Raw genomic sequence first — 19,431 nt, 5'->3', positions numbered from 1 at the left:
GGCTTGGCGATGAGAAGCACTGATCAGTATGACCCGTTCAACCTGCAACGCTTTATCCAGGCGCAGGATCCGGTGTTCGAGCGCGTGCAACGCGAACTCGACGACGGCCGCAAACGCAGCCACTGGATGTGGTTTGTCTTTCCGCAGTTTGCCGGTCTGGGCGGCAGTGAAATGTCCCGGCGCTTCGCCATCGGTTCAGCCGAGGAAGCCCGGGCTTATCTGGAGCATGAACTGCTCGGCGCGCGGCTGCGGATCTGTACGCAGTTGGTGCTGAACGTGCAGCAGCGCTCGATTGCGCAGATTTTCGGCCATCCCGATGACCTGAAATTCCATTCCTCGATGACCCTGTTCGCAGAGTTTGCCGCTGACGACAGCCTGTTCAATCAGGCACTGGAGCGCTACTTCCACGGCATCCTCGATGAATGGACGCTGCAGTTGCTCGACTCAAAACAGGCCCAGTTGCCCACCGATCAGGGTTGAGAAATCGTCGTCGACAAACGGCAGAATCGCGTCGGCCACCGGTTGCAGTTGCCGGGTGATGTAGTGGTCATAATCGATGGCCGCACGGCGCACTTCCAGCGGCTCGGGGCCAGCCAAAGTAATGACGTAACTGATCCAGCCGCCGTTCTGATATTGCCGTGGGCGGCCGTGTTGCGCGTTGTAATCATCGGCCAGTCGCGCCGCGCGTACGTGCGGCGGAACGTTGCGTTCGTAGTCGTCGAGTGTACGACGCAGGCGTTTGCGGTAGACCAGTCGATCGTCGAATTCACCGGCGAGGGTTTTGCGTACGTAGTCGCGCACATACTCCTGATACGGCTTGCGCTGGAAGATCCGTTCGTACAGCTCCTGCTGAAATTGCCGGGCCAGCAGCGACCAATCGGTGCGCACGGTTTCCAGGCCTTTGTAGACCATTTCATCGCTGCCATCGGCACGGGTGACAAGACCGGCGTAGCGCTTTTTGCTGCCCTCTTCCGCGCCGCGAATGGTCGGCATCAGGAAACGTTTGTAGTGAATTTCAAATTGCAGTTCGAGGGCGCTTTCCAGCCCAAATTCATCACGCACATGTTCACGCCACCAGTCGTTGACGTGCTTGACCAGCGCATGGCCAATACTCGCGGCCTCTTCCTGCCCGTGCGGGCGACGCAGCCAGACAAACGTTGAATCGGTGTCGCCATAGATCACCGCGTGGCCCTGCTCCTCGATCAACTGGCGCGTGCGCAGCATGATCTCGTGACCGCGCAGGGTGATCGATGACGCCAGCCGCGTATCGAAGAAGCGGCAACCGCTGGAACCGAGCACGCCGTAGAAGGCGTTCATGATGATTTTCAGCGCTTGAGACAGCGGCGCATTGAGCTCGCGTTTGGCGGTCTCGCGACCCTCGGCGACCCGCGAAACAATCGACGGCAGGCAATGGCGGGTGCGCGAGAACCTGGCGCCACGGAATCCCGGCACCGAGTCGGCGTCGTCCGGGTGTTGCAAGCCTTCGATCAGGCCGACCGGGTCAATCAGAAACGTACGGATGATCGACGGATACAGGCTTTTGTAGTCGAGCACCAACACCGATTCGTAGAGGCCCGGTTGCGAGTCCATGACAAACCCGCCGGGACTGGCCTGCGGAGGATTGGTGCCCAGGTTCGGCGCAACAAAGCCCTGCCGGTGCATCAACGGCATGTACAGGTGGGTGAATGCCGCCACCGAGCCGCCGCTGCGGTCCGCCGGCAATCCGGTGACGCTGGCGCGTTCGAGCAAAAACGTCAGCAGTTCGGTCTTGGCGAAGATCCGCGTGACCAGTTCGCAGTCCTTGAGGTTGTACTTGGCCAGCGCCGGTTTGTCCTCGGCGAACATGCGGTTGATTTCGTCCATGCGCTGGTACGGGTTGTCGATGGACTTGCCTTCGCCGAGCAGGGTCTGCGCGACGTTTTCCAGACTGAACGAGGGGAAACTCCAGGTCGCCGAACGCAGGGATTCGATGCCGTCGATGATCAGCCGCCCCGCCGCCGAGGCGAAATAGTGATTACGGCTACCGTGCTCACGCCACTGCATCTCTTCGCCGCCACGGCCGATTTTCAGCGGTACGCCGAGGCGCCGGGCGTGTTCATGAAGGATGCGCAAATCGAACTGCACGACGTTCCAGCCAATGATCGCGTCGGGGTCGTGCTGTGCGAACCAGTCGTTGAGTTTTTTCAGAATGACGGTACGCGAGTCGCAGTATTCGAGGTCGAAGTCGACGAGGCTGGCGTCGCCGTTCGGCGCACCGAGCATGTACACCTGACGCTGGCCACAACCTTCCAGGGCAATCGAATACAGCTCGCCGGTTTCGGTGGTTTCGATGTCCAGCGAGACCAGTCGCAGCTTCGGTCGATAGTTCGGTGCCGGTTTGAGGTGAGCGTTGAGCAACACGCCGTCGGCATCGGCAGTGCCGCTGAAAAACACCGGGGCGGTGATGAAGCGCTCCATCAGATAGCGTTCCGGCGGGCGCACGTCGGCCTCGTAGACGTCGATACCGTTGCGGTTGAGCGCGGTTTCCAGGCGCATCAACTGGCCGTGTTGCTGGCAATACAGACCCAGCACCGGGCGATGCTGGAAATCCTGCAGGGCCAATGGGCGCAGTTCGACGTTCTTTTCGTCGTGCAGGAGGCGCTCGGCGGTGGCACGCTGTTCGGCGGGGATAAACGCCACCGACGGTTGATGCGGCAAGCGCACACGGCGTGGCCCGGCGTCGGTCGCCAGCCAGAACTCGACTTCGGTGCCGGCGGCGGTGTCGCGCCAATGCCGGGTCAGGACGAAGCCCTGCGGTAAATCCACCACTGCAACCTCGAAATTTGAAACAGAGGGGCATTCTACGCAGCATTGCGTGGGATGACCCTGGCGATAAATTGTCGGCAGTCGTGGAAAAATCCGCCAAATGACGTTTTTTGCGTGTTATCTGCCGCTTTGCCACCTTGCCCTGCGCGCTTGCGTCTACGATGCTTGGATAACAACGACAACACCTGAGTAACCGCCATGAAGACCGTCGCCCAACTGCTCAAGCTCAAAGATCAGAAAAATCAGGAAGTGCATCAGATCAAGCCTGATCACATGGTGCTCGAAGCGCTGATGAAGATGGCCGAGAAAAACGTCGGCGCCTTGCTGGTGGTCGAAGACGAGCAAGTGGTCGGCATCATCAGCGAACGCGATTACGCACGCAAACTGGTGCTGCATGGTCGTTCATCGGTCGGCACCCCGGTGCGCGACATCATGGTGTCGAACGTGATCACCGTGGACACCCATCAAACCGTCGACACCTGCCTGGGCATCATGTCCGACAAACGCCTGCGTCACTTGCCGGTGGTGGAGAACGGCAAGTTGATCGGCTTGCTGTCGATTGGTGACCTGGTCAAGGAAGCGATTGCCGAACAGGCCGAGCTGATCAAACAGCTGGAGCAGTACATTCGCGGGGAATAAATCCCCCTCCCTATGATCGTTCCCACGCTCCGCGTGGGAATGCCTCCTGTGACGCTCTGCGTCACGCGTTGGGACGCGGAGCGTCCCGGGCTGCGTTACCACGCAGAGCGTGGGAACGATCATCTGCGGTGTGTTCAAGAAGGCCAATGCCGGGCAAAGACCGGCGCCAACACCGTATGCCGGTCAATGCGCTGCAACCACGCATAAAACCCCGGTCGCGTCTGACGCAAATGCTCGCGGCTGCCCGCCCAGCGCGTCACCACTGCCGCCAGCACATCCAGTGCCCCCGGCGTTTCATCATCCAGATACAACTCGGCGGAAAACTGGTCGGCGAACACCTCCCAACTCCAGTGCAATCGCTCGCGGGCGCCGGCTATCAGGTTCTGCCGCGACGCTTCGTCAGGCATCAGCAGCCAGCGCTCGGGATAATCGATCACGCCGATGGCCGCGTAGCAGTTGCTGACGATATAAACCATGCCGCGAATGGCCTGATCACGATCGGCCGCCTCCACCGGCAACAGGCCCGACTGTGGAAACATCAGGCCCAGGTGAATCAGAATCGCCGCGCTCTCGGTCAACGCACTGCCGTCGGGCAGTTGCAACGTCGGTATCTGTTTCAGCGGATTGAGTTTGGCCAACGCTTCGGCGGCTTCGGTGCTGGCTTCGATATCAATGAAGCGGTAAGCGATCTGGCACAGCTCCAGCGCCGCTTCGATGGCGGCTGCGCCTGAGTTTCTGTGCCCGTAGAGCTGGTACATAGCCGATCCCCCGAATTAAGCCTCTGCCAAGGGTAGATGGCCGCAGGCAGGATGTAGAAAAAATCTGCGTGTGTATCGGTTTTGGCACGTTTTTTCCATGCAATCGCGACTTGCGAATTCAAACCTCGCAAAACAGCGCTGATGGTGCCCATCCCGCACCAAGAGCAATCATCGAACGCTATCCGCGTTCTTGTAAGGTGCGATACCGAACCAAAAGTTCGTGTGTCCGAGCTGGCAACAAGGAGTTCACCGCGTGAATCTTCAAACGCTTTGCCATACGCCCCTCTCTTTGCTTCTTCGTGCACAACGCCGAGTTCAGCTGAACAGTCCCGGCGGCCAACGCACTTACTTTATTACCTGACGCAGCCACCGAGCACTGTATTCGGCGATGACGTATTCGCCGACGGCAGCGTGCTATTTATTTTTTAAATATGATTCGAAAGATTATTGCGCAGCCTCTGTATTAAACGAGCAAAAAGAGGATTGTCGAACAATAACTTCCAATGACTTTGCAAATGCACCAAAACCGCTCCAGCGACTTCAACTATCAAGCATTGCAGACATTGATTCCATTTAAACAAGAACAAGGAACTTCCCCCGTGACCCGCTAAAACATTGGCCCGCACCAAATCGGTCCGCCGCGCACCAGCAAGTGCCCAGGCCGCAAGCCACGCAGCCGCTCTATCCCGCCAATCAGCCGGATACCGCGTACAGCCTGACTCGCCTCTGAAAAAGCTCCGTTAACCGGAGTAACGGGAATCCGTGTGCCAGAGAAAAACCACGGCACTGGCAAAACTTATATAAATGCGACATGGGTAACACTGATGAAATAAGCGTTCTACATTTCGGCAATATCTGGCACAGCCGTTGCAAAACAGAATTCGAGTAATCAATTGCAGGAGCTGCCGAAGGCTCGGGCCGCGATCGGACGATCTTTTGATCTTGATCTTTAAAGGCAGAATCTAAAGATCGCAGCCTTCGGCAGCTCCTACATAAGAACAACACCAGGGATTGGGTAATGAACAGACGAAGTCGATGGCGCTAAGCCAGTAAGTTTGCACAAGCCTTGTTAACCGGATAGTTCAACTAACTATCGGCTTCTGCTCACCTTGAAGAAAGTTGCACCCACCCACTCGAACATCCCCCGGATGTTCGGACGGCACCTTATTGCCCTTCATCAACCCGAGGGAGCTTTAATGAACGATGCGGTAAAGCACAGAACCCTGCCAGGGCCGTTGCGGGAAGCACCGATCCCGTCGCCCTCGGACAGGCCGGCCTTTAAGGCCAATACCTCGCAACCCGGTGGTTTGAACAAACAGCAAATGGTCTTGTTGGTCGCTGTGTCGGCGCTGATACATGGTGGTGCCTGGTGGTTTCTCCAGCAGTCCAGAACCGAGCCATTGCCAACGCCGCCGCAGATTCCGGAAATGACCGTCGAGCTGACCAGCCCGACGCCACCGGCACCGCCCACCCCGGAACCGCCACCACCGCCGCCGCCCCCACCGGAGCCTGAACAACCGGTGGAAGACGAGGACGCGGTCAAGCCTCCGCCGAAACCGGTGGAGAAACCCAAGCCGATCGAAAAACCGAAACCAGTCGAAAAGCCGAAGCCGCTGAAAAAGGTCGAGCCGCCGAAAGCCCCACCCGCGCCGGCGCAACCGGCTGCACCCGCTGCACCGGCCACTCCGAGCGCGCCGCCAGCGCCTGCAGCCGCGCCGGGCCCGGTCAAGGAATCGGCCGCCGTTTCCGGCCTCGCCAGCCTCGGCAACCCGCCGCCGGAATACCCGTCGCTGGCCCTGCGGCGCAACTGGGAAGGCAGCGTGGTGTTGCGCATTCAGGTGCTGGCCAACGGTCGCGCAGGTTCGGTGACGGTGACCAAATCCAGCGGCAAGCCACAACTGGATGACGCCGCCGTCGCCGCCGTGAAGAACTGGAAGTTTATTCCGGCCAAACGCGGTGACACGCCGATCGACGGCTTCGCCACCCAAACCATCGATTTCAAATTGCCGCAATAACGAACGCTCAATCAACGCACAACCGAATAACGCAAGCGAGGTATCACCATGAACGATTTGTCTTCGATGATTGTCCCCGGCGTGCTCTGGGGTCTGGTGCTGTTTTCCGTGGTCAGCTGGGCGATCCTGCTGGTCAAGTCGGCGCAGTACCTGCGCCAGAAAGCGCAGAACAAACAGTTCAGCAAAGCCTTCTGGGGCGCGCCGGATCTGCTCACCGCCGCCGAACACGCCAGCCAGTATCCGGGCGCACTGGCGCGCATCGCCAGCAGTGGTTTCGAGGCGCTGCTGGTGGAAGATTCGCCGCGCACCACGCAACAACTGGCGCACACCATCAACCGTTCGGATCGCCTGGAGCGCAACCTGCGCCAGCAGATCCAGAAGGAACGCCGTTCGCTGGAAAACGGTCAGGCGATCCTCGCCAGTATCGGCAGCACCGCACCGTTCATTGGTTTGTTCGGCACCGTGTGGGGAATCATGGAAGCGCTGAAAAGCATCGGCGAAACCGGTTCTGCCAGCCTTGAAGCGGTCGCCGGCCCCATCGGTCACGCACTGATCGCCACTGGCGTCGGTATCGCTGTCGCGGTGCCGGCGGTGCTGATTTACAACTTCTTCCTGCGCCGCTTGAAGCTCGCCTCGGCCGACATGGATGACTTCGCCCACGACTTCGACGCCCTCGCCTCGCGCAGCGCGTTCTCCATCAGTCGTCAGGCCATCGCCAGCAAAACCACCACCGCCGTGCGGGAGGCCAGCTGATGTCTTTTTCTACTCAGGACAGCGATGAAGTGCTCAGCGAAATGAACGTCACGCCATTGGTCGACGTGATGCTCGTGCTGCTGGTGGTGTTCATCGTCACCGCACCGCTGATGACCAACGCGATCAAAGTCAACCTGCCGAAAACCGACGCCGTCGCCCCCGCCGAGAAAAAAGACCCGGTGGTGGTCAGCGTCGATCAGGACGGCAAGTTCTATCTGGCGAAAACCGAACTGGCCCCGGAATCCCTCGAAGCCAGCCTCAAGGAAGTCAAGGCCAAGGACGCCGAAGTACGCGTGCAGTTGCAGGCCGATTCCGCCGTCAATTACGGCCAGGTCGCCAAGGCTATGGCGTCGATCGAACGCTCGGGCATCACCAAGATTTCGGTGATGACCACCCACTGAGTGCGGTGCCGGGCGCGCAGTGAAAGACGCGCCCGCCACCGCCCGCTGAATCCTGTCGCAACCAGCCGACCGAAAAAACGCCACGCGTCTTCGGAGGGGATCGGCTTGCTTGAAGAAAGTGGTTTTCCGCACGCGGTATCACCGATAGCGGAGCAATGAGGGGCTCACAAGGCCAATTCGATAACGTCTGAAAAGTCGGAAATAACCATGCTGATGAACACTCCACGCTTCACGCTCAAACCCTTGGTGGCAACGATTTCTCGTCACCGTTTTGTTCCGTTGTATCTGGTGGCCATGGGGATGGGCGCCGGGACCGTGCAAGCCGCCGAAGAAGACAGCGCGGCCGTGCCCGCTGCGGCGGCAGTGGTTGCGCCGACCACACAACTGCAACGGGTCGAAGTGACGGGTTCGGCGATTCGCCGGGTCGACGCGGAAACAGCGGTGCCGATCACCATTCTCAAGGCTGACGAGCTGCGCAAACAGGGCGTGACCACCACCGCCGAACTGGTCCAGCGCATCACCGGCAGCCAGTCGATCAACAACAGTGCCGGCTCGGTCGGCGCGGCGACGGGCGGCGCCTCGTTCGCCGACATGCGCGGCATCGGCGCGAACAAGACGCTGGTCTTGCTCAACGGTCGACGCTTGGCCAACAACGCCTTGTCGGGCACCAACTCGGCCGGCGGTGCGGTGGATCTGAACATGATCCCGTTTGCCGCCATCGAACGGGTGGAAGTCCTGCGCGACGGCGCCTCGGCCTTGTACGGCACCGACGCCATCGGCGGCGTGATCAACTTCATCACCAAGAAATCCATGACCGACGGCCAACTGACCCTCGGCGGCGAAACCCCGACCCACAGCGGTGGCGGTGCAACCAAAGACATGAGCGCCAGTTGGGGCTACGGCGATCTGCAAGAAGACCGCTTCAACGTCCTCGGCGTGTTCAACTACAACAAGCAGCAAAACCTCGACGCCAACGACCGCTCCTTCGCCCGCGACTACGATCCCGGTCGCGGCCTCGATCAGACCTCCGGCACTGCATTCCCCGGCAACTACAGCCAGAACGGCAACGCCACCAACCCGCTGGCCAACAGCAATTGCAACGGGCCGAACCTGGTCGCGCGCGACGGCTTGTGCCGCTTCAGCACCCGCGAATACATCGACCTGATTCCGCAAACCGAAAAGACTTCGTTCTTCGGCAAGACCACCGGCAAACTCGCCGACGACCACAACGTCAATCTCGAATACTTCTGGTCGCGCAACAACAACGCCACCGCTGTCGGCCCGGCGCCGTTGACCGGTCTGACTCTCGACGGCTCGTCGCCCTACTACCCTGGCAACGGCATCACTCCAGCGCCGACCGATTTCACCCTCGACCCGACCCAACCGGTCGATGTGAACTGGCGCGAAACCGCCGCCGGCCCGCGCGAATCGAAAGACCAAAACACCAGCCAGCGCTTTCTGCTGAGTTTCGATGGTCTGGTTGGCGGCTGGGACTACAACGTCGGCGCTTCGTACAACCAGAACAAAATCGTCTCCAGCGTTACCAGCGGTTATGTCAGTGATCAAGCGATGATCAATGGTCTGGCCAGCGGTTTGCTCAACCCGTTCGGTCCGCAGTCCGCTGCCGGTCAGCAGTATATCGATGACGCGGCGTACCACGGTGCCTACACCACCGCCGTCGGCCGGGTCGCCGGTTTTGACGGGCGCATCAGCCGTGAAATCGGCGACTGGTTCGGTGCAGGCCCGTCCGGCCTGGCCTTGGGCGGAGAATACCGCAAAGAGAAATTCCACCAGGATTTCGAGTCGTTCGCCGGTGACATCCAGAGCCTCGGTATCGACCCGGCCGGCAGCGTCGAGGGCGACCGCAGCGTGAAAGCCGCCTACGCGGAAATCAACGTACCGGTACTCGACAGCCTCGAACTGTCCGCCGCCGTGCGCCACGACAAATACAGCGACTTCGGCAGCACCACCAACCCGAAATACTCGTTCCGTTATCAGCCATTGAAAGAGCTGGTGGTGCGTGGTGCGTACAGCGAAGGTTTCCGTGCGCCGTCGCTGTATGAGTTGTATTCGCCGCGCAGCATCACCTTCACCCAGGGCTACTACAACGACCCGGTGCTGTGTACCGGCGGCGTGGTGCAACCGGGCGGCAACGGTGGCCGCGATTGCGGTCAGCAGTTCCTCAATCAGATTGGCGGCAACGAAGATCTGGCCCCGGAGAAGGCACGAAACGTAACGCTGGGCTTCGTCTATCAGCCGATCAACAACCTCTCGGTGGGTCTGGATTTCTGGTGGATTCACATCTCCAACCAGATCCAGCCGTTCCCCGAATCCACCGTGTTTGATCAGTCCGGTTCCTACCCGGACCGCTTCGTGCGCAACGCCGACGGTACGCTCAACTACATCGTCACCGGCAACGCCAACCTCGGCATCGTCGAAACCAACGGTGTCGATGTGTCGCTGGATTATCGCTTCCCGAACACGCCGTACGGTCAGTTCGGTCTGGGCCTGCAAGGCACCTATGTTGACGAGTACGACTTCCAGAGCACGATCAAAGGCCCGTTCACCGACAAGGTCGGCGACTTCCAGGGTGACGGCGTGATCGCGCGCTGGAAACACAACCTCACCGGCAGCTGGACCTTCGGCGCGGCGCGGGCGTCGCTGACCAACCGCTTCACCACCGGCTACAACGACTACGACCGCGATACCCACGCGCGCGTGGCGTCGTATTCGGTGTGGGATCTGTCGGCCGGCTACACCTTCAACAAGGTGCTGGATGTCGATGCCGGGATGAAAAACATGTTCGACCGCAACCCACCGTTCTCCAACCAGGCCTACAACTTCCAGAGCGGCTATGACCCGCGTTACACCGACCCGCTGGGCCGTACTTTGTTTGCGCGCATGACTTACCACTTCTAACCGAGAGCACCGCAACTCCTGTAGGAGTGAGCCTGCTCGCGATAGCGTTTATTCAGTCAACCTTGCAGGGTCTGACTTGGCCTCATCGCGAGCAGGCTCACTCCTACAGTTTTGATCTGTGTGCATTCAGGAATTAAGGAGTGACTTCATGAGTTTTTTGCGCAACATGGCTGCTCTGCTGCTCGGCAGTGCGCTGCTGTGCACCGGCACCTCGGCGTTGGCCGGCGGCAGTTATGCGCTGACGGTGTACGGCGAGGCGCCGAAGTATCCGGCGAACTTTCAGCACTTTGATTTCGTTGATCCCAAAGCGCCCAAGGGCGGTTCGCTGAGTCGCGCGTCGATGGAAATCGGCCAGTACAACTACATCAGCCCGTATGCCGATCAGGGCATCTCCGTGGTGCAGGTCAATGACTGGGTGTACTCGCCGCTGGCGTTCCGTTCGCTTGACGAGCCGTACACCGTTTACGCGCTGGTCGCGCAGCAGATCGAGCGCGACCCGCAAGGCTTGTGGGTGCGTTTCACCCTCAATCCGAAAGCACGCTTCGCCGACGGCACGCCGATCACCGCCGAAGACGTGCGCTACACCTTCAACCTGCTGATGACCAAGGGCAGCCTGAGTTATCGCCAGCAATACGCCGACGTCCAGGACGTGCAAATCGAAGGCCCACGGCAGGTGCGTTTCACCTTCAAGAACAACCTCAACCGCACCCTGGCGCTGGATCTGGCGACGATGCGCATCGTCCCCGAGCACTGGTGGCAAACCCGCGACTTCGCCAATGGCGGCGGTTTCGAGCCACCGCTGGGCAGCGGCCCGTACCGGGTGAGCAAGGTCGACGCCGGGCGCAGCATCAGGTTTCAACGCGATCCGGAATGGTGGGGCAAGGACCTGCCGGTCAGCCGCGGGATGTACAACTTCGACACGCTCACGGTGAATTTCTACGGTGACACCGACGTCGCCCGTCAACTGCTGCAGGCCGGTGCGTTCGACTACAACCGCGAGTTTTCTTCGTCCGGTTACGTGGTCGGCTACGACAGCCCGGCACTGCGTGATGGACGTTTGCAGCAATCGATTCTGGCGCCGGAAAAACCCACCACCGCCCAAGGTTTCGTCTTCAACCTGCAGAACCCGATCTTTCAGGATCGCCGCGTGCGCCAGGCGATCAGCCTGTTGTGGGATTTCGAGTGGACCAACAAGCAGATGATGCGCGGCTTCTACGTGCGTCAGAACAGCTTCTGGCCAAAGAGCGAAATGGCCGCCACCGCGCTGCCTGATGCCGAGGAATTGAAGATCCTCGAACCGCTGCGTGGGCAGATCCCCGACGAAGTTTTCACCAAGGTGTATGAGGCGCCGAAAACCGATGGCAGCGGCTACATCCGCGACAAGCAACTGCAAGCGCTGAAGCTGCTCGCCGAGGCTGGCTGGACGCCGCACCACAATCGTCTGGTCAACGCTGCCGGTGAGCCGCTGGAGTTCACTTTTCTCGACGGCCAAGGCGGCTTCGACCGCATGCTGTTGCCGTTCAAACGCACCCTCGCGCAGATCGGCATCATCCTCAACCTGCGGCGGATCGACTCGGCGCAATACATCAACCGCCTCAACGCCCGTGACTACGACATGATCGTCGCCACTTTCCCGCGCAGCGGCGACCCGATCGTCTCCCCCGGCCGCGAGCTGTACAGCCTGTATGCCTCGCAAAGTGCCACGCAAGTCGGCAGTTCCAATTCGATGGCGCTGGCCAATCCGGCGGTCGATCAATTGATCGACGGGCTCGTTCAGGCCAACACCCGCGAAGCCATGGTGCATTACGCCCGCGCCCTCGACCGGGTGCTGCAATGGGGTTACTACATGATTCCCAACTATTACTCCAAAGGCACGCCGACGGTGTACCAGAACCGCTTCGGCATACCCCCCGTGCAACCGGCGTATGACGAAGGCCTCAGCACTTGGTGGGAGGTATCGGCCAAGGCGCTGACCAGCCAGCAGATGCACAGCCAGCTTGCAGGGGGCCAGTGACATGTTGCGTTATCTGAGTCGACGCTTGCTGCTGATCATCCCCACGCTGCTGTGCATTCTGGTGGTGAATTTTCTCATCGTGCAGGCCGCGCCGGGTGGTCCGGTCGAGCAAGCTATCGCCCGTCTGCAAGGCTTCAGCGGACACAGCATGGGCGGCGGTGGCGAGGTCGCCGCAATTGGCGGTGCCGGGCGCAGCAGCCGGGGTCTCGACCCGGCGCTGATCGAGGAAATCAAACACCACTACGGCTTCGACAAACCGCTGCATGAACGCCTGTGGCTGATGCTGAAAAACTATGCGCAGCTGGATCTGGGCAGCAGTTTCTTTCGCGGCGCCAAGGTCACCGACCTGATCGTGCAGAAGTTGCCGGTGTCGCTGTCGCTGGGCTTGTGGGCGACGCTGATCACTTACCTGATTTCCATTCCGCTGGGCATTCGCAAAGCGATCAGGAACGGCAGCGCGTTTGATGTCTGGAGCAGCACGGCGATCATCATCGGTTACGCGATGCCAGCGTTCCTCTTCGCGATTCTGTTGATCGTGGTGTTTGCCGGCGGCAGCTACGTCAACTGGTTTCCGGTGCAGGGGCTGGTCTCGGACAACTTCGACAGCCTCAGCACCTTGGGCAAGGTCGGCGACTATCTCTGGCATTTGGTGTTGCCAGTGACGGCGCTGGTGATCGGCGGCTTCGCCACGCTGACGATCCTGACGAAAAACAGCTTCCTCAACGAGATCAGCCGCCAGTACGTGATCACCGCGCGGGCCAAGGGCCTGACCGAGCGCCGCGTGCTCTACGGCCATGTGTTTCGCAACGCCATGTTGTTGGTGGTGGCCGGTGTGCCGTCGGCACTGATCGAGGTGTTTTTCGCCGGTTCCTTACTGATCGAAACCATCTTCAACCTCGACGGCCTCGGGCGCATGAGTTACGAGGCGGCAGTGTCGCGCGACTATCCGGTGGTGTTCGGCGCGCTGTTCCTGTTCACCCTGTTCGGGCTGTTGATCAAGCTGATCGGCGACCTCTGCTACACCCTGCTCGACCCGCGCATCGACTTCTCGGCGAGGACTGCCTGATGTTCACACTGTCTCCTCTCGGTCAGCGCCGCGTTGCGCAATTCAAAGCCAATCGGCGCGGGCGCTGGTCGTTGTGGCTGTTTTTCGGTCTGTGCCTGATTTGCCTTGGCGGCGAGTTGATCGCCAACGACAAGCCGCTGGTGGTCCGTTATCACGACGCTTTCTACTTCCCGATCCTCAGTGATTACCTGGAAACCGACTTCGGTGGTGAGCTGCCGTTTCAACCGGATTACGCCAGCGGCTACGTGCACAAGCTGATCGAGGATCAGGGCGGCTGGATGCTGTTTCCGCCGATTCCGTTCAGCTACGACACGGTCAATTACGACCTCAGCGAACCAGCGCCGAGCCCGCCGTCCTCGAGCAATTGGCTGGGCACCGATGATCAGGCGCGCGACGTGTTGGCGCGGGTGATCTTCGGCACGCGGATTTCGATTCTGTTTGCGCTGATCCTTACCGGCATCAGTGCGTTTATCGGCATCGTTGCCGGGGCATTGCAGGGTTATTACGGCGGTTGGGTCGACTTGCTCGGGCAGCGCGTGCTGGAGATCTGGTCGGGGTTACCGGTGTTGTACCTGCTGATCATTTTGTCCGGGTTTGTCTCGCCGAGTTTCTGGTGGCTGTTGGGGATCATGGCGCTGTTTTCCTGGTTGGCACTGGTCGATGTGGTGCGTGCCGAGTTCCTGCGTGGGCGCAATCTGGAATACGTCAAAGCCGCGCGGGCACTGGGCCTGACCGACAACGAGCTGATGTGCCGGCACATCCTGCCCAATGCGATGACTTCCACCCTCACCTACCTGCCGTTCATTCTGACCGGCGCCATCGCCACCCTGACTGCGCTGGATTTTCTCGGTTTCGGCATGCCGGCGGGCACCGCGTCGCTGGGCGAATTGATCGGTCAGGCCAAGCGCAATCTGCAAGCGCCGTGGCTGGGGCTGACGGCTTTTTTTGCCTTGGCGCTGATTCTGTCGTTGTTGGTTTTCATCGGTGAAGCCTGCCGTGATGCATTCGATCCACGATCTTGAGCCAAGGAGCTGAGATGAACGACAACCTGATTGAAATTCGCGATCTGCGCGTGGCCTTCGCCGGGCAGGAAGTGGTGCACGGTTTGAACCTCGATATTGGTCGTGGCGAATGCCTGGCGCTGGTCGGTGAGTCCGGCTCGGGCAAGTCGGTCACGGCGCATTCGATCCTGCGTTTGCTACCGGGCAAAAGCGTCAGCAGCAGTGGCTCGATCCGCTACAACGGCGTGGATCTATTGCACGCCAGCGAGCAGCAGATGCGCGGTTTGCGTGGCAACCGCATTGCAATGATTTTTCAGGAGCCGATGACTTCGCTGAACCCTTTGCACACGGTGGAAAAGCAGGTCAGCGAGGTGCTGGAGATTCACAAGGGGCTCAAGGGTCGCGCCGCCCGCGAGCGGACGTTGGAGCTGCTGGAGCTGGTTGGCATTCGCCAACCTTTGCAGCGCTTGAAAGCCTATCCGCATCAGCTCTCCGGCGGTCAACGGCAACGGGTGATGATCGCCATGGCGCTGGCCAACGAGCCGGAACTGTTGATCGCCGACGAGCCGACCACGGCGCTGGATGTGACGGTGCAGCAGAAGATTCTCGAGTTGCTGATCGAGTTGCAGCAGCGCCTCGGCATGTCGCTATTGTTGATCAGCCACGACCTCAACCTGGTGCGGCGTATCGCGCAACGGGTGTGCGTGATGCGCCACGGCGAAATCGTCGAACAGGCGGAATGCGAAGCGCTGTTTCGGGCGCCGCAGCATCCTTACAGCCGCCTGCTGATCGAGGCCGAACCGAGCGGTGCGCCAGTGCCCAGTGAGTACGAGCACAACCTGCTCGAAGTCGATGATTTGAAGGTGTGGTTTCCCTTACCGAAAGCGCTGTTCAGCCGCCAGCAGGATTACATCAAAGCCGTGGACGGCGTCAGTTTCACCCTGAAACGCGGCAAGACCTTGGGGATTGTCGGTGAGTCCGGCTCGGGCAAGTCGACGTTGGGCCAGGCGATCCTGCGGCTGGTCGAGTCCGAGGGCAATATCCGTTTCGGCAACAAGCAGTTGAGCCTGCTCAATCAGCGCTTGATGCGGCCGTTGCGCCGGCAGATTCAGGTGGTGTTCCAGGACCCGTTCGGCAGCCTCAGCCCACGGATGTCGGTGCAGCAGATCATTGCCGAAGGCTTGCTGACCCATGGCATCGGCACCGAGGCCGAACGGGAGGCGGCGGTGATTCGGGTGCTGGAGGAAGTCGGCCTCGACCCGCAGAGCCGCCATCGTTATCCCCACGAGTTTTCCGGTGGCCAGCGCCAGCGCATTTCCATCGCTCGCGCACTGGTGCTGGAACCGGCGCTGATTTTGCTCGATGAACCGACCTCGGCGCTGGATCGCACGGTGCAGAAGCAGGTGGTGGAGTTGTTGCGGCAATTGCAGATCAAGCATGGGCTGACGTATCTGTTCATCAGCCATGATCTGGCGGTGGTGCATGCGTTGGCGCATGACTTGATGGTGATCAAGGATGGCAAGGTGGTTGAGCAGGGTTCGTCGCGGGAGATTTTCGCCGCGCCCAAACACCCCTACACCCAGGAACTGCTGAACGCCTCCGGCCTCAAGCCCAACGCCCCCCCCTGTAGGAGTGAGCCTGCTCGCGATAGCGGTATCCCGGTGACATAAGTTTTGACTGACCCACCGCCATCGCGAGCAGGCTCACTCCTACAAGGGATTGGGGTGGGTCATTGAAATTTATTTTTCAGGCACTGCATCCAAACGCCTCCACCACGGGTAGTCCTTATAACAGCCCCCTTCGGCTGTCAGCGGTTTACCCTTTTTGGAGAAACATACTGATGAACATCACCCAGCTGATTGGCCTCACCGGTTTGCTCGCCCTGTCGTCGACAACCTTCGCCCAAAGCAACTATCCCGACGCGATCAAAGTCCCGGATGGCCACAAGATCGCGATGGAGACCACCGGCGTCGGCGAGATCACTTACGAATGCCGCGATAAAGCCAATACGCCGGGGCAGACCGAGTGGACCTTCGTCGGCCCGAAAGCGGTGCTCAATGACCGCAGCGGCAAACAGGTCGGCACCTACTTCGGTCCGCCGGCCACCTGGCAGGCCAAGGACGGTTCGAAAGTCACCGGTACGCAACTGGCGGTGGCACCGTCGACGCCGGGCAACCTGCCCTATCAACTGGTCAAGGCCAATCCCGCCGAGGGCAAAGGCGCGATGACGGGCGTCAGCTACATCCAGCGCGTCGCGCTCAAGGGCGGCGTCGCGCCGGGCAGTGAATGCACCGCGGCGAACAAGGGCAAGCAGGAAGTGGTGAAGTACCAGGCCGATTACATTTTCTGGGCAGCGAACTGATCCCTAAGACTTATCCTAACCCCCTGTAGGAGTGAGCCTGCTCGCGATAGCGGAGTGTCAGCCGGCATATTTCTTGACTGACACACCGCTATCGCGAGCAGGCTCACTCCTACAAGGGGAATTGGGTAGTGTGGATGTTTGGAGAATGTGAGCTAGATTGCACGACATGCCTTTAGCCGAATCCGCTTTCGATTACGAAGCCCGCCTCGCCGCCTGTGCCCGTGGTGAGCGCTCGGCCCTGCGCGATTTGTATGTGCAGGAAGGCCCGCGTCTGCTCGGCGTGGCCAAGCGGCTGGTGCGCGATACGGCACTGGCGGAGGACATTGTTCATGAGGCGTTTATCAAGATCTGGAACGGCGCGGCGGGTTTCGATCCGACGCGGGGTTCGGCGCGCGGCTGGATGTTCACGGTGACGCGGCATCTGGCGCTGAATCTGCTGCGTGATCAGAGTCGTGAGACGTCGCTCGGCGTTGAACACGAAACGGCCGGCGATGCTGACGAGTTCGACGCCCACGCGCATTCGGCGCGCATTCATCGTTGCCTCGAACAACTGGAGCCGCAACGCCGCCACTGCATCCTCCACGCCTACGTCGACGGCTACAGCCACGCGCAGATTGCCGCACGCCTCGACACGCCGCTGGGCACCGTCAAAGCGTGGATCAAACGCAGCCTCAACGCCTTGCGGGAGTGCATGGGATGACCACTGAATCGGCGCAGGAACGCGATGAACTGGCCGGCGAATACGTGCTCGGCACCCTGCCTGCCGAGCAGCGAATCGAGGTGCAACGGCGCTTACCCAATGATCCAGAACTGCGCGCAGCGGTGGATGCCTGGGAGCGGCGTCTGCTCGAGCTGAGCGATCTGGCGCCCGCGCAACAGCCATCGGCGCTGCTGTGGCCACGCATCGAACGCAGCCTCGAACGACTCACACCTGAAACGGTGTCGACCTCATGGTGGAACCTGCTGCCACTCTGGCGCGGGCTGAGTGCTGCCGGGTTGGCCGCGACCTTGATACTGGGCTCGATCCTGCTGACCCAGACCACGCCGAAGCCGAGTTATCTGGTGGTGCTGGTCGCGCCGCAGGACAAGGCGCCGGGCTGGGTGATCCAGGCCAGCAATTCGCGGGAGATTCAGTTGATTCCGCTGGGCGTGGTCGAGGTGCCGGCAGACAAGGCGCTGGAGTTCTGGACCAAGGCTGACGGCTGGCAAGGCCCGGTGTCGCTGGGTCTGGTCAAGCCTGGGCAGGCGCTGTCAGTGCCGTTGGATAAACTGCCGCCGCTGCAACCGAACCAGTTGTTCGAACTGACGCTAGAGGGTGCCAACGGCTCGCCGATCGGCAAACCGACCGGGCCGATTCAGGCGATCGGCCGCGCGGTCAAAGTGCTGTGAGCAAGCGTCAACCGGCCTTGGCCATGCAGCGTTTGTAGCGCTCGTCCACACGCTTGGCGAACCATGCGGTGGTGAGCTTGCGAGTGATCTTCGGGCTCTGCAAAACGATCCCCGGTAACACCGCACGCGGCAGGGTTTTGCCCTCGGCTTTCTCCGCCAATTCAAACACTCGTTGATAGAGCTTGGTCTCCTCGAATTCCAGGGTTTTGCCCTTCTCCAGTTGATCGCGAATCGTCGGGTTGCGCATGCCCAGCGACTTGCCGAGGGTACGCACTGCCAGTTCGGTGCCGCCGGGCATGATCGAGTCGTAGCGGATCAGGTCGCCATCAAGCGCTAGCGGGATGCCCGAGGCGCGGCTGACGGCATTCTGGAACGCCGCATTGCGGCTGGCGTACCAACCGGCGTTGAAGTCGGCGAAGCGATACAGCGGCTCGCGATAACTCACCGGATAGCCAAGCAAGTGGGCGATACCGAAATACATGCCACCACGCCGACTGAACACTTCGCGGCGGATCGTGCCGTCCACCGGGTACGGATAATCCTTGGCGTGCTGTTCGGCAAACTCGATGCTGACCTGCATCGGCCCGCCGGTGTGCACCGGGTTGAAGCCGCCGAACAAGGTGCGACCCATCGGCACCCTGCCGATAAAATCATCGAAGATCGCGCTCAACTCTTTCTCGCTGCGCGCGGCATTCAGGCGTTCGCTGTAGGTCTTGCCGGTGGTGGAGCGCACTTGCAAGGCACCACTGACCAACAGGCTGGGGATGTGCACTTTGGCGGCGCGACGGTCGATTTCGTCGCGGGCGATTTTGCCCAGGCCGGGCACGGTGGGGTCGGCCTGGAAGGTGGATTCCTGTTCGGCGACAGCCAGTACCGAGCAGAGGTTTTGCGTGGTCGGGCTGATGTTCTGCGCGGCAAATGCGGCGTAGATATCGGTGGCCCAGCCTTGGCGGTCGGCGGTTTTCGTCGGCATCAACCGGATGATTTCTGCCTTCACTTCGGCAGGCGGACGCGGTACCGGTTCATTGCTGCGCTGGCCCGCGCAACCGGCGAGCACCAGCAGTGCGGCGATGGTGATCGGTAATTGAAAGTTGTGCATGAAGCTTTATCCAGTCCGTTAAGCCCAAACCACCATACACAATCCGTGTAGGAGCTGCCGCAGGCGGCGATCTTTTGATTCTAGAAAACAAGATCAAAAGATCGCAGCCTGCGGCAGCTCCTACAGGTGATGTGTGTTTTGAGAGAGTGATGACAAACTGATTGCAAAACGTTACTGAGAAAATCTATCATTTGCGCCTGGAGTCGCATT

Annotated in this window: 16 protein-coding genes; 13 read left to right on the top strand and 3 right to left on the bottom strand. The window is 60.4% G+C overall.

The features are described 5' to 3' along the window. Positions 1–9: 9 nt before the first annotated feature. The gene (locus tag ACIPIZ_RS04820; protein WP_401164344.1) at positions 10–480 is read left to right on the top strand and encodes a DUF1810 domain-containing protein; all 471 of its coding nucleotides are present in this window, start codon (positions 10–12) and stop codon (positions 478–480) included. Here the strand turns inward: ACIPIZ_RS04820 and ACIPIZ_RS04815 are convergent. Beyond that, positions 445–2,805, bottom strand: coding sequence for a DNA polymerase II (locus tag ACIPIZ_RS04815; protein WP_253484766.1), 2,361 nt, complete (start codon positions 2,803–2,805; stop codon positions 445–447). The genes ACIPIZ_RS04820 and ACIPIZ_RS04815 overlap by 36 nt on opposite strands. A gap of 198 nt (positions 2,806–3,003) precedes the next feature. Here ACIPIZ_RS04815 and ACIPIZ_RS04810 point away from each other — a divergent pair, with 198 nt between their 5' ends. Next, a complete protein-coding gene (locus ACIPIZ_RS04810; RefSeq protein WP_064389193.1) occupies positions 3,004–3,444 on the top strand; it encodes a CBS domain-containing protein in 441 nt (146 codons plus the stop codon). Positions 3,445–3,578: 134 nt separating this feature from the next. Here the strand turns inward: ACIPIZ_RS04810 and ACIPIZ_RS04805 are convergent, their stop codons facing one another. Then, positions 3,579–4,202: a glutathione S-transferase gene (locus ACIPIZ_RS04805; RefSeq protein WP_401164340.1), complete on the bottom strand. Its 624-nt coding sequence runs from the start codon at positions 4,200–4,202 to the stop codon at positions 3,579–3,581. Between the two features lie 1,196 nt (positions 4,203–5,398). Between ACIPIZ_RS04805 and ACIPIZ_RS04800 the strand changes: the two genes are divergently transcribed. The 11 genes from ACIPIZ_RS04800 to ACIPIZ_RS04750 all read left to right on the top strand — a co-directional run bounded on the left by ACIPIZ_RS04800 (position 5,399) and on the right by ACIPIZ_RS04750 (position 18,122). Then, positions 5,399–6,217, top strand: a complete 819-nt coding sequence (locus tag ACIPIZ_RS04800) for an energy transducer TonB (protein ID WP_401164337.1) — start codon at positions 5,399–5,401, stop codon at positions 6,215–6,217. Positions 6,218–6,283: 66 nt separating this feature from the next. Continuing rightward, on the top strand, positions 6,284–6,970 hold the full coding sequence (locus ACIPIZ_RS04795; protein ID WP_401164783.1) for a MotA/TolQ/ExbB proton channel family protein: 687 nt from the start codon (positions 6,284–6,286) through the stop codon (positions 6,968–6,970). Beyond that, positions 6,970–7,371, top strand: coding sequence for a biopolymer transporter ExbD (locus tag ACIPIZ_RS04790; protein ID WP_007918272.1), 402 nt, complete (start codon positions 6,970–6,972; stop codon positions 7,369–7,371). The genes ACIPIZ_RS04795 and ACIPIZ_RS04790 overlap by 1 nt, the downstream gene beginning before the upstream one ends. Before the next feature lie 207 nt (positions 7,372–7,578). Beyond that, positions 7,579–10,290 (top strand): TonB-dependent receptor, encoded by a 2,712-nt coding sequence (locus ACIPIZ_RS04785; protein ID WP_401164334.1) that lies wholly within the window; start codon positions 7,579–7,581, stop codon positions 10,288–10,290. A gap of 148 nt (positions 10,291–10,438) precedes the next feature. Beyond that, the gene (locus tag ACIPIZ_RS04780; protein ID WP_401164333.1) at positions 10,439–12,304 is read left to right on the top strand and encodes an extracellular solute-binding protein; all 1,866 of its coding nucleotides are present in this window, start codon (positions 10,439–10,441) and stop codon (positions 12,302–12,304) included. Between the two features lies 1 nt (position 12,305). After that, complete coding sequence (locus tag ACIPIZ_RS04775; protein WP_105704826.1) at positions 12,306–13,370, top strand: microcin C ABC transporter permease YejB; 1,065 nt, start codon at positions 12,306–12,308, stop codon at positions 13,368–13,370. Next, positions 13,370–14,392 carry an ABC transporter permease gene (locus ACIPIZ_RS04770; RefSeq protein ID WP_064388247.1) on the top strand — a complete coding sequence of 341 codons (1,023 nt, stop codon included), beginning with the start codon at positions 13,370–13,372 and terminating at the stop codon, positions 14,390–14,392. Before ACIPIZ_RS04775 ends, ACIPIZ_RS04770 begins: the two co-directional genes overlap by 1 nt. A 14-nt stretch (positions 14,393–14,406) precedes the next feature. Then, on the top strand, positions 14,407–16,041 hold the full coding sequence (locus ACIPIZ_RS04765; protein ID WP_401164331.1) for an ABC transporter ATP-binding protein: 1,635 nt from the start codon (positions 14,407–14,409) through the stop codon (positions 16,039–16,041). A gap of 170 nt (positions 16,042–16,211) precedes the next feature. After that, positions 16,212–16,733, top strand: coding sequence for a DUF3455 domain-containing protein (locus tag ACIPIZ_RS04760; protein WP_105704823.1), 522 nt, complete (start codon positions 16,212–16,214; stop codon positions 16,731–16,733). 166 nt (positions 16,734–16,899) lie between these two features. Further along, positions 16,900–17,433 carry a sigma-70 family RNA polymerase sigma factor gene (locus ACIPIZ_RS04755; RefSeq protein WP_401164329.1) on the top strand — a complete coding sequence of 178 codons (534 nt, stop codon included), beginning with the start codon at positions 16,900–16,902 and terminating at the stop codon, positions 17,431–17,433. Further along, positions 17,430–18,122, top strand: a complete 693-nt coding sequence (locus ACIPIZ_RS04750; RefSeq protein WP_105704821.1) for an anti-sigma factor domain-containing protein — start codon at positions 17,430–17,432, stop codon at positions 18,120–18,122. The genes ACIPIZ_RS04755 and ACIPIZ_RS04750 overlap by 4 nt, the downstream gene beginning before the upstream one ends. A 7-nt stretch (positions 18,123–18,129) precedes the next feature. Here ACIPIZ_RS04750 and ACIPIZ_RS04745 read toward each other — a convergent pair whose 3' ends face one another. Beyond that, a complete protein-coding gene (locus tag ACIPIZ_RS04745; protein WP_122660732.1) occupies positions 18,130–19,221 on the bottom strand; it encodes a DUF1615 domain-containing protein in 1,092 nt (363 codons plus the stop codon). Between the last annotated feature and the right edge of the window lie 210 nt (positions 19,222–19,431).

The organism is Pseudomonas sp. NPDC087690 (assembly GCF_044743175.1).
Lineage (GTDB): Bacteria > Pseudomonadota > Gammaproteobacteria > Pseudomonadales > Pseudomonadaceae > Aquipseudomonas.
This window is presented reverse-complemented; position numbering and strand designations above follow the sequence as displayed.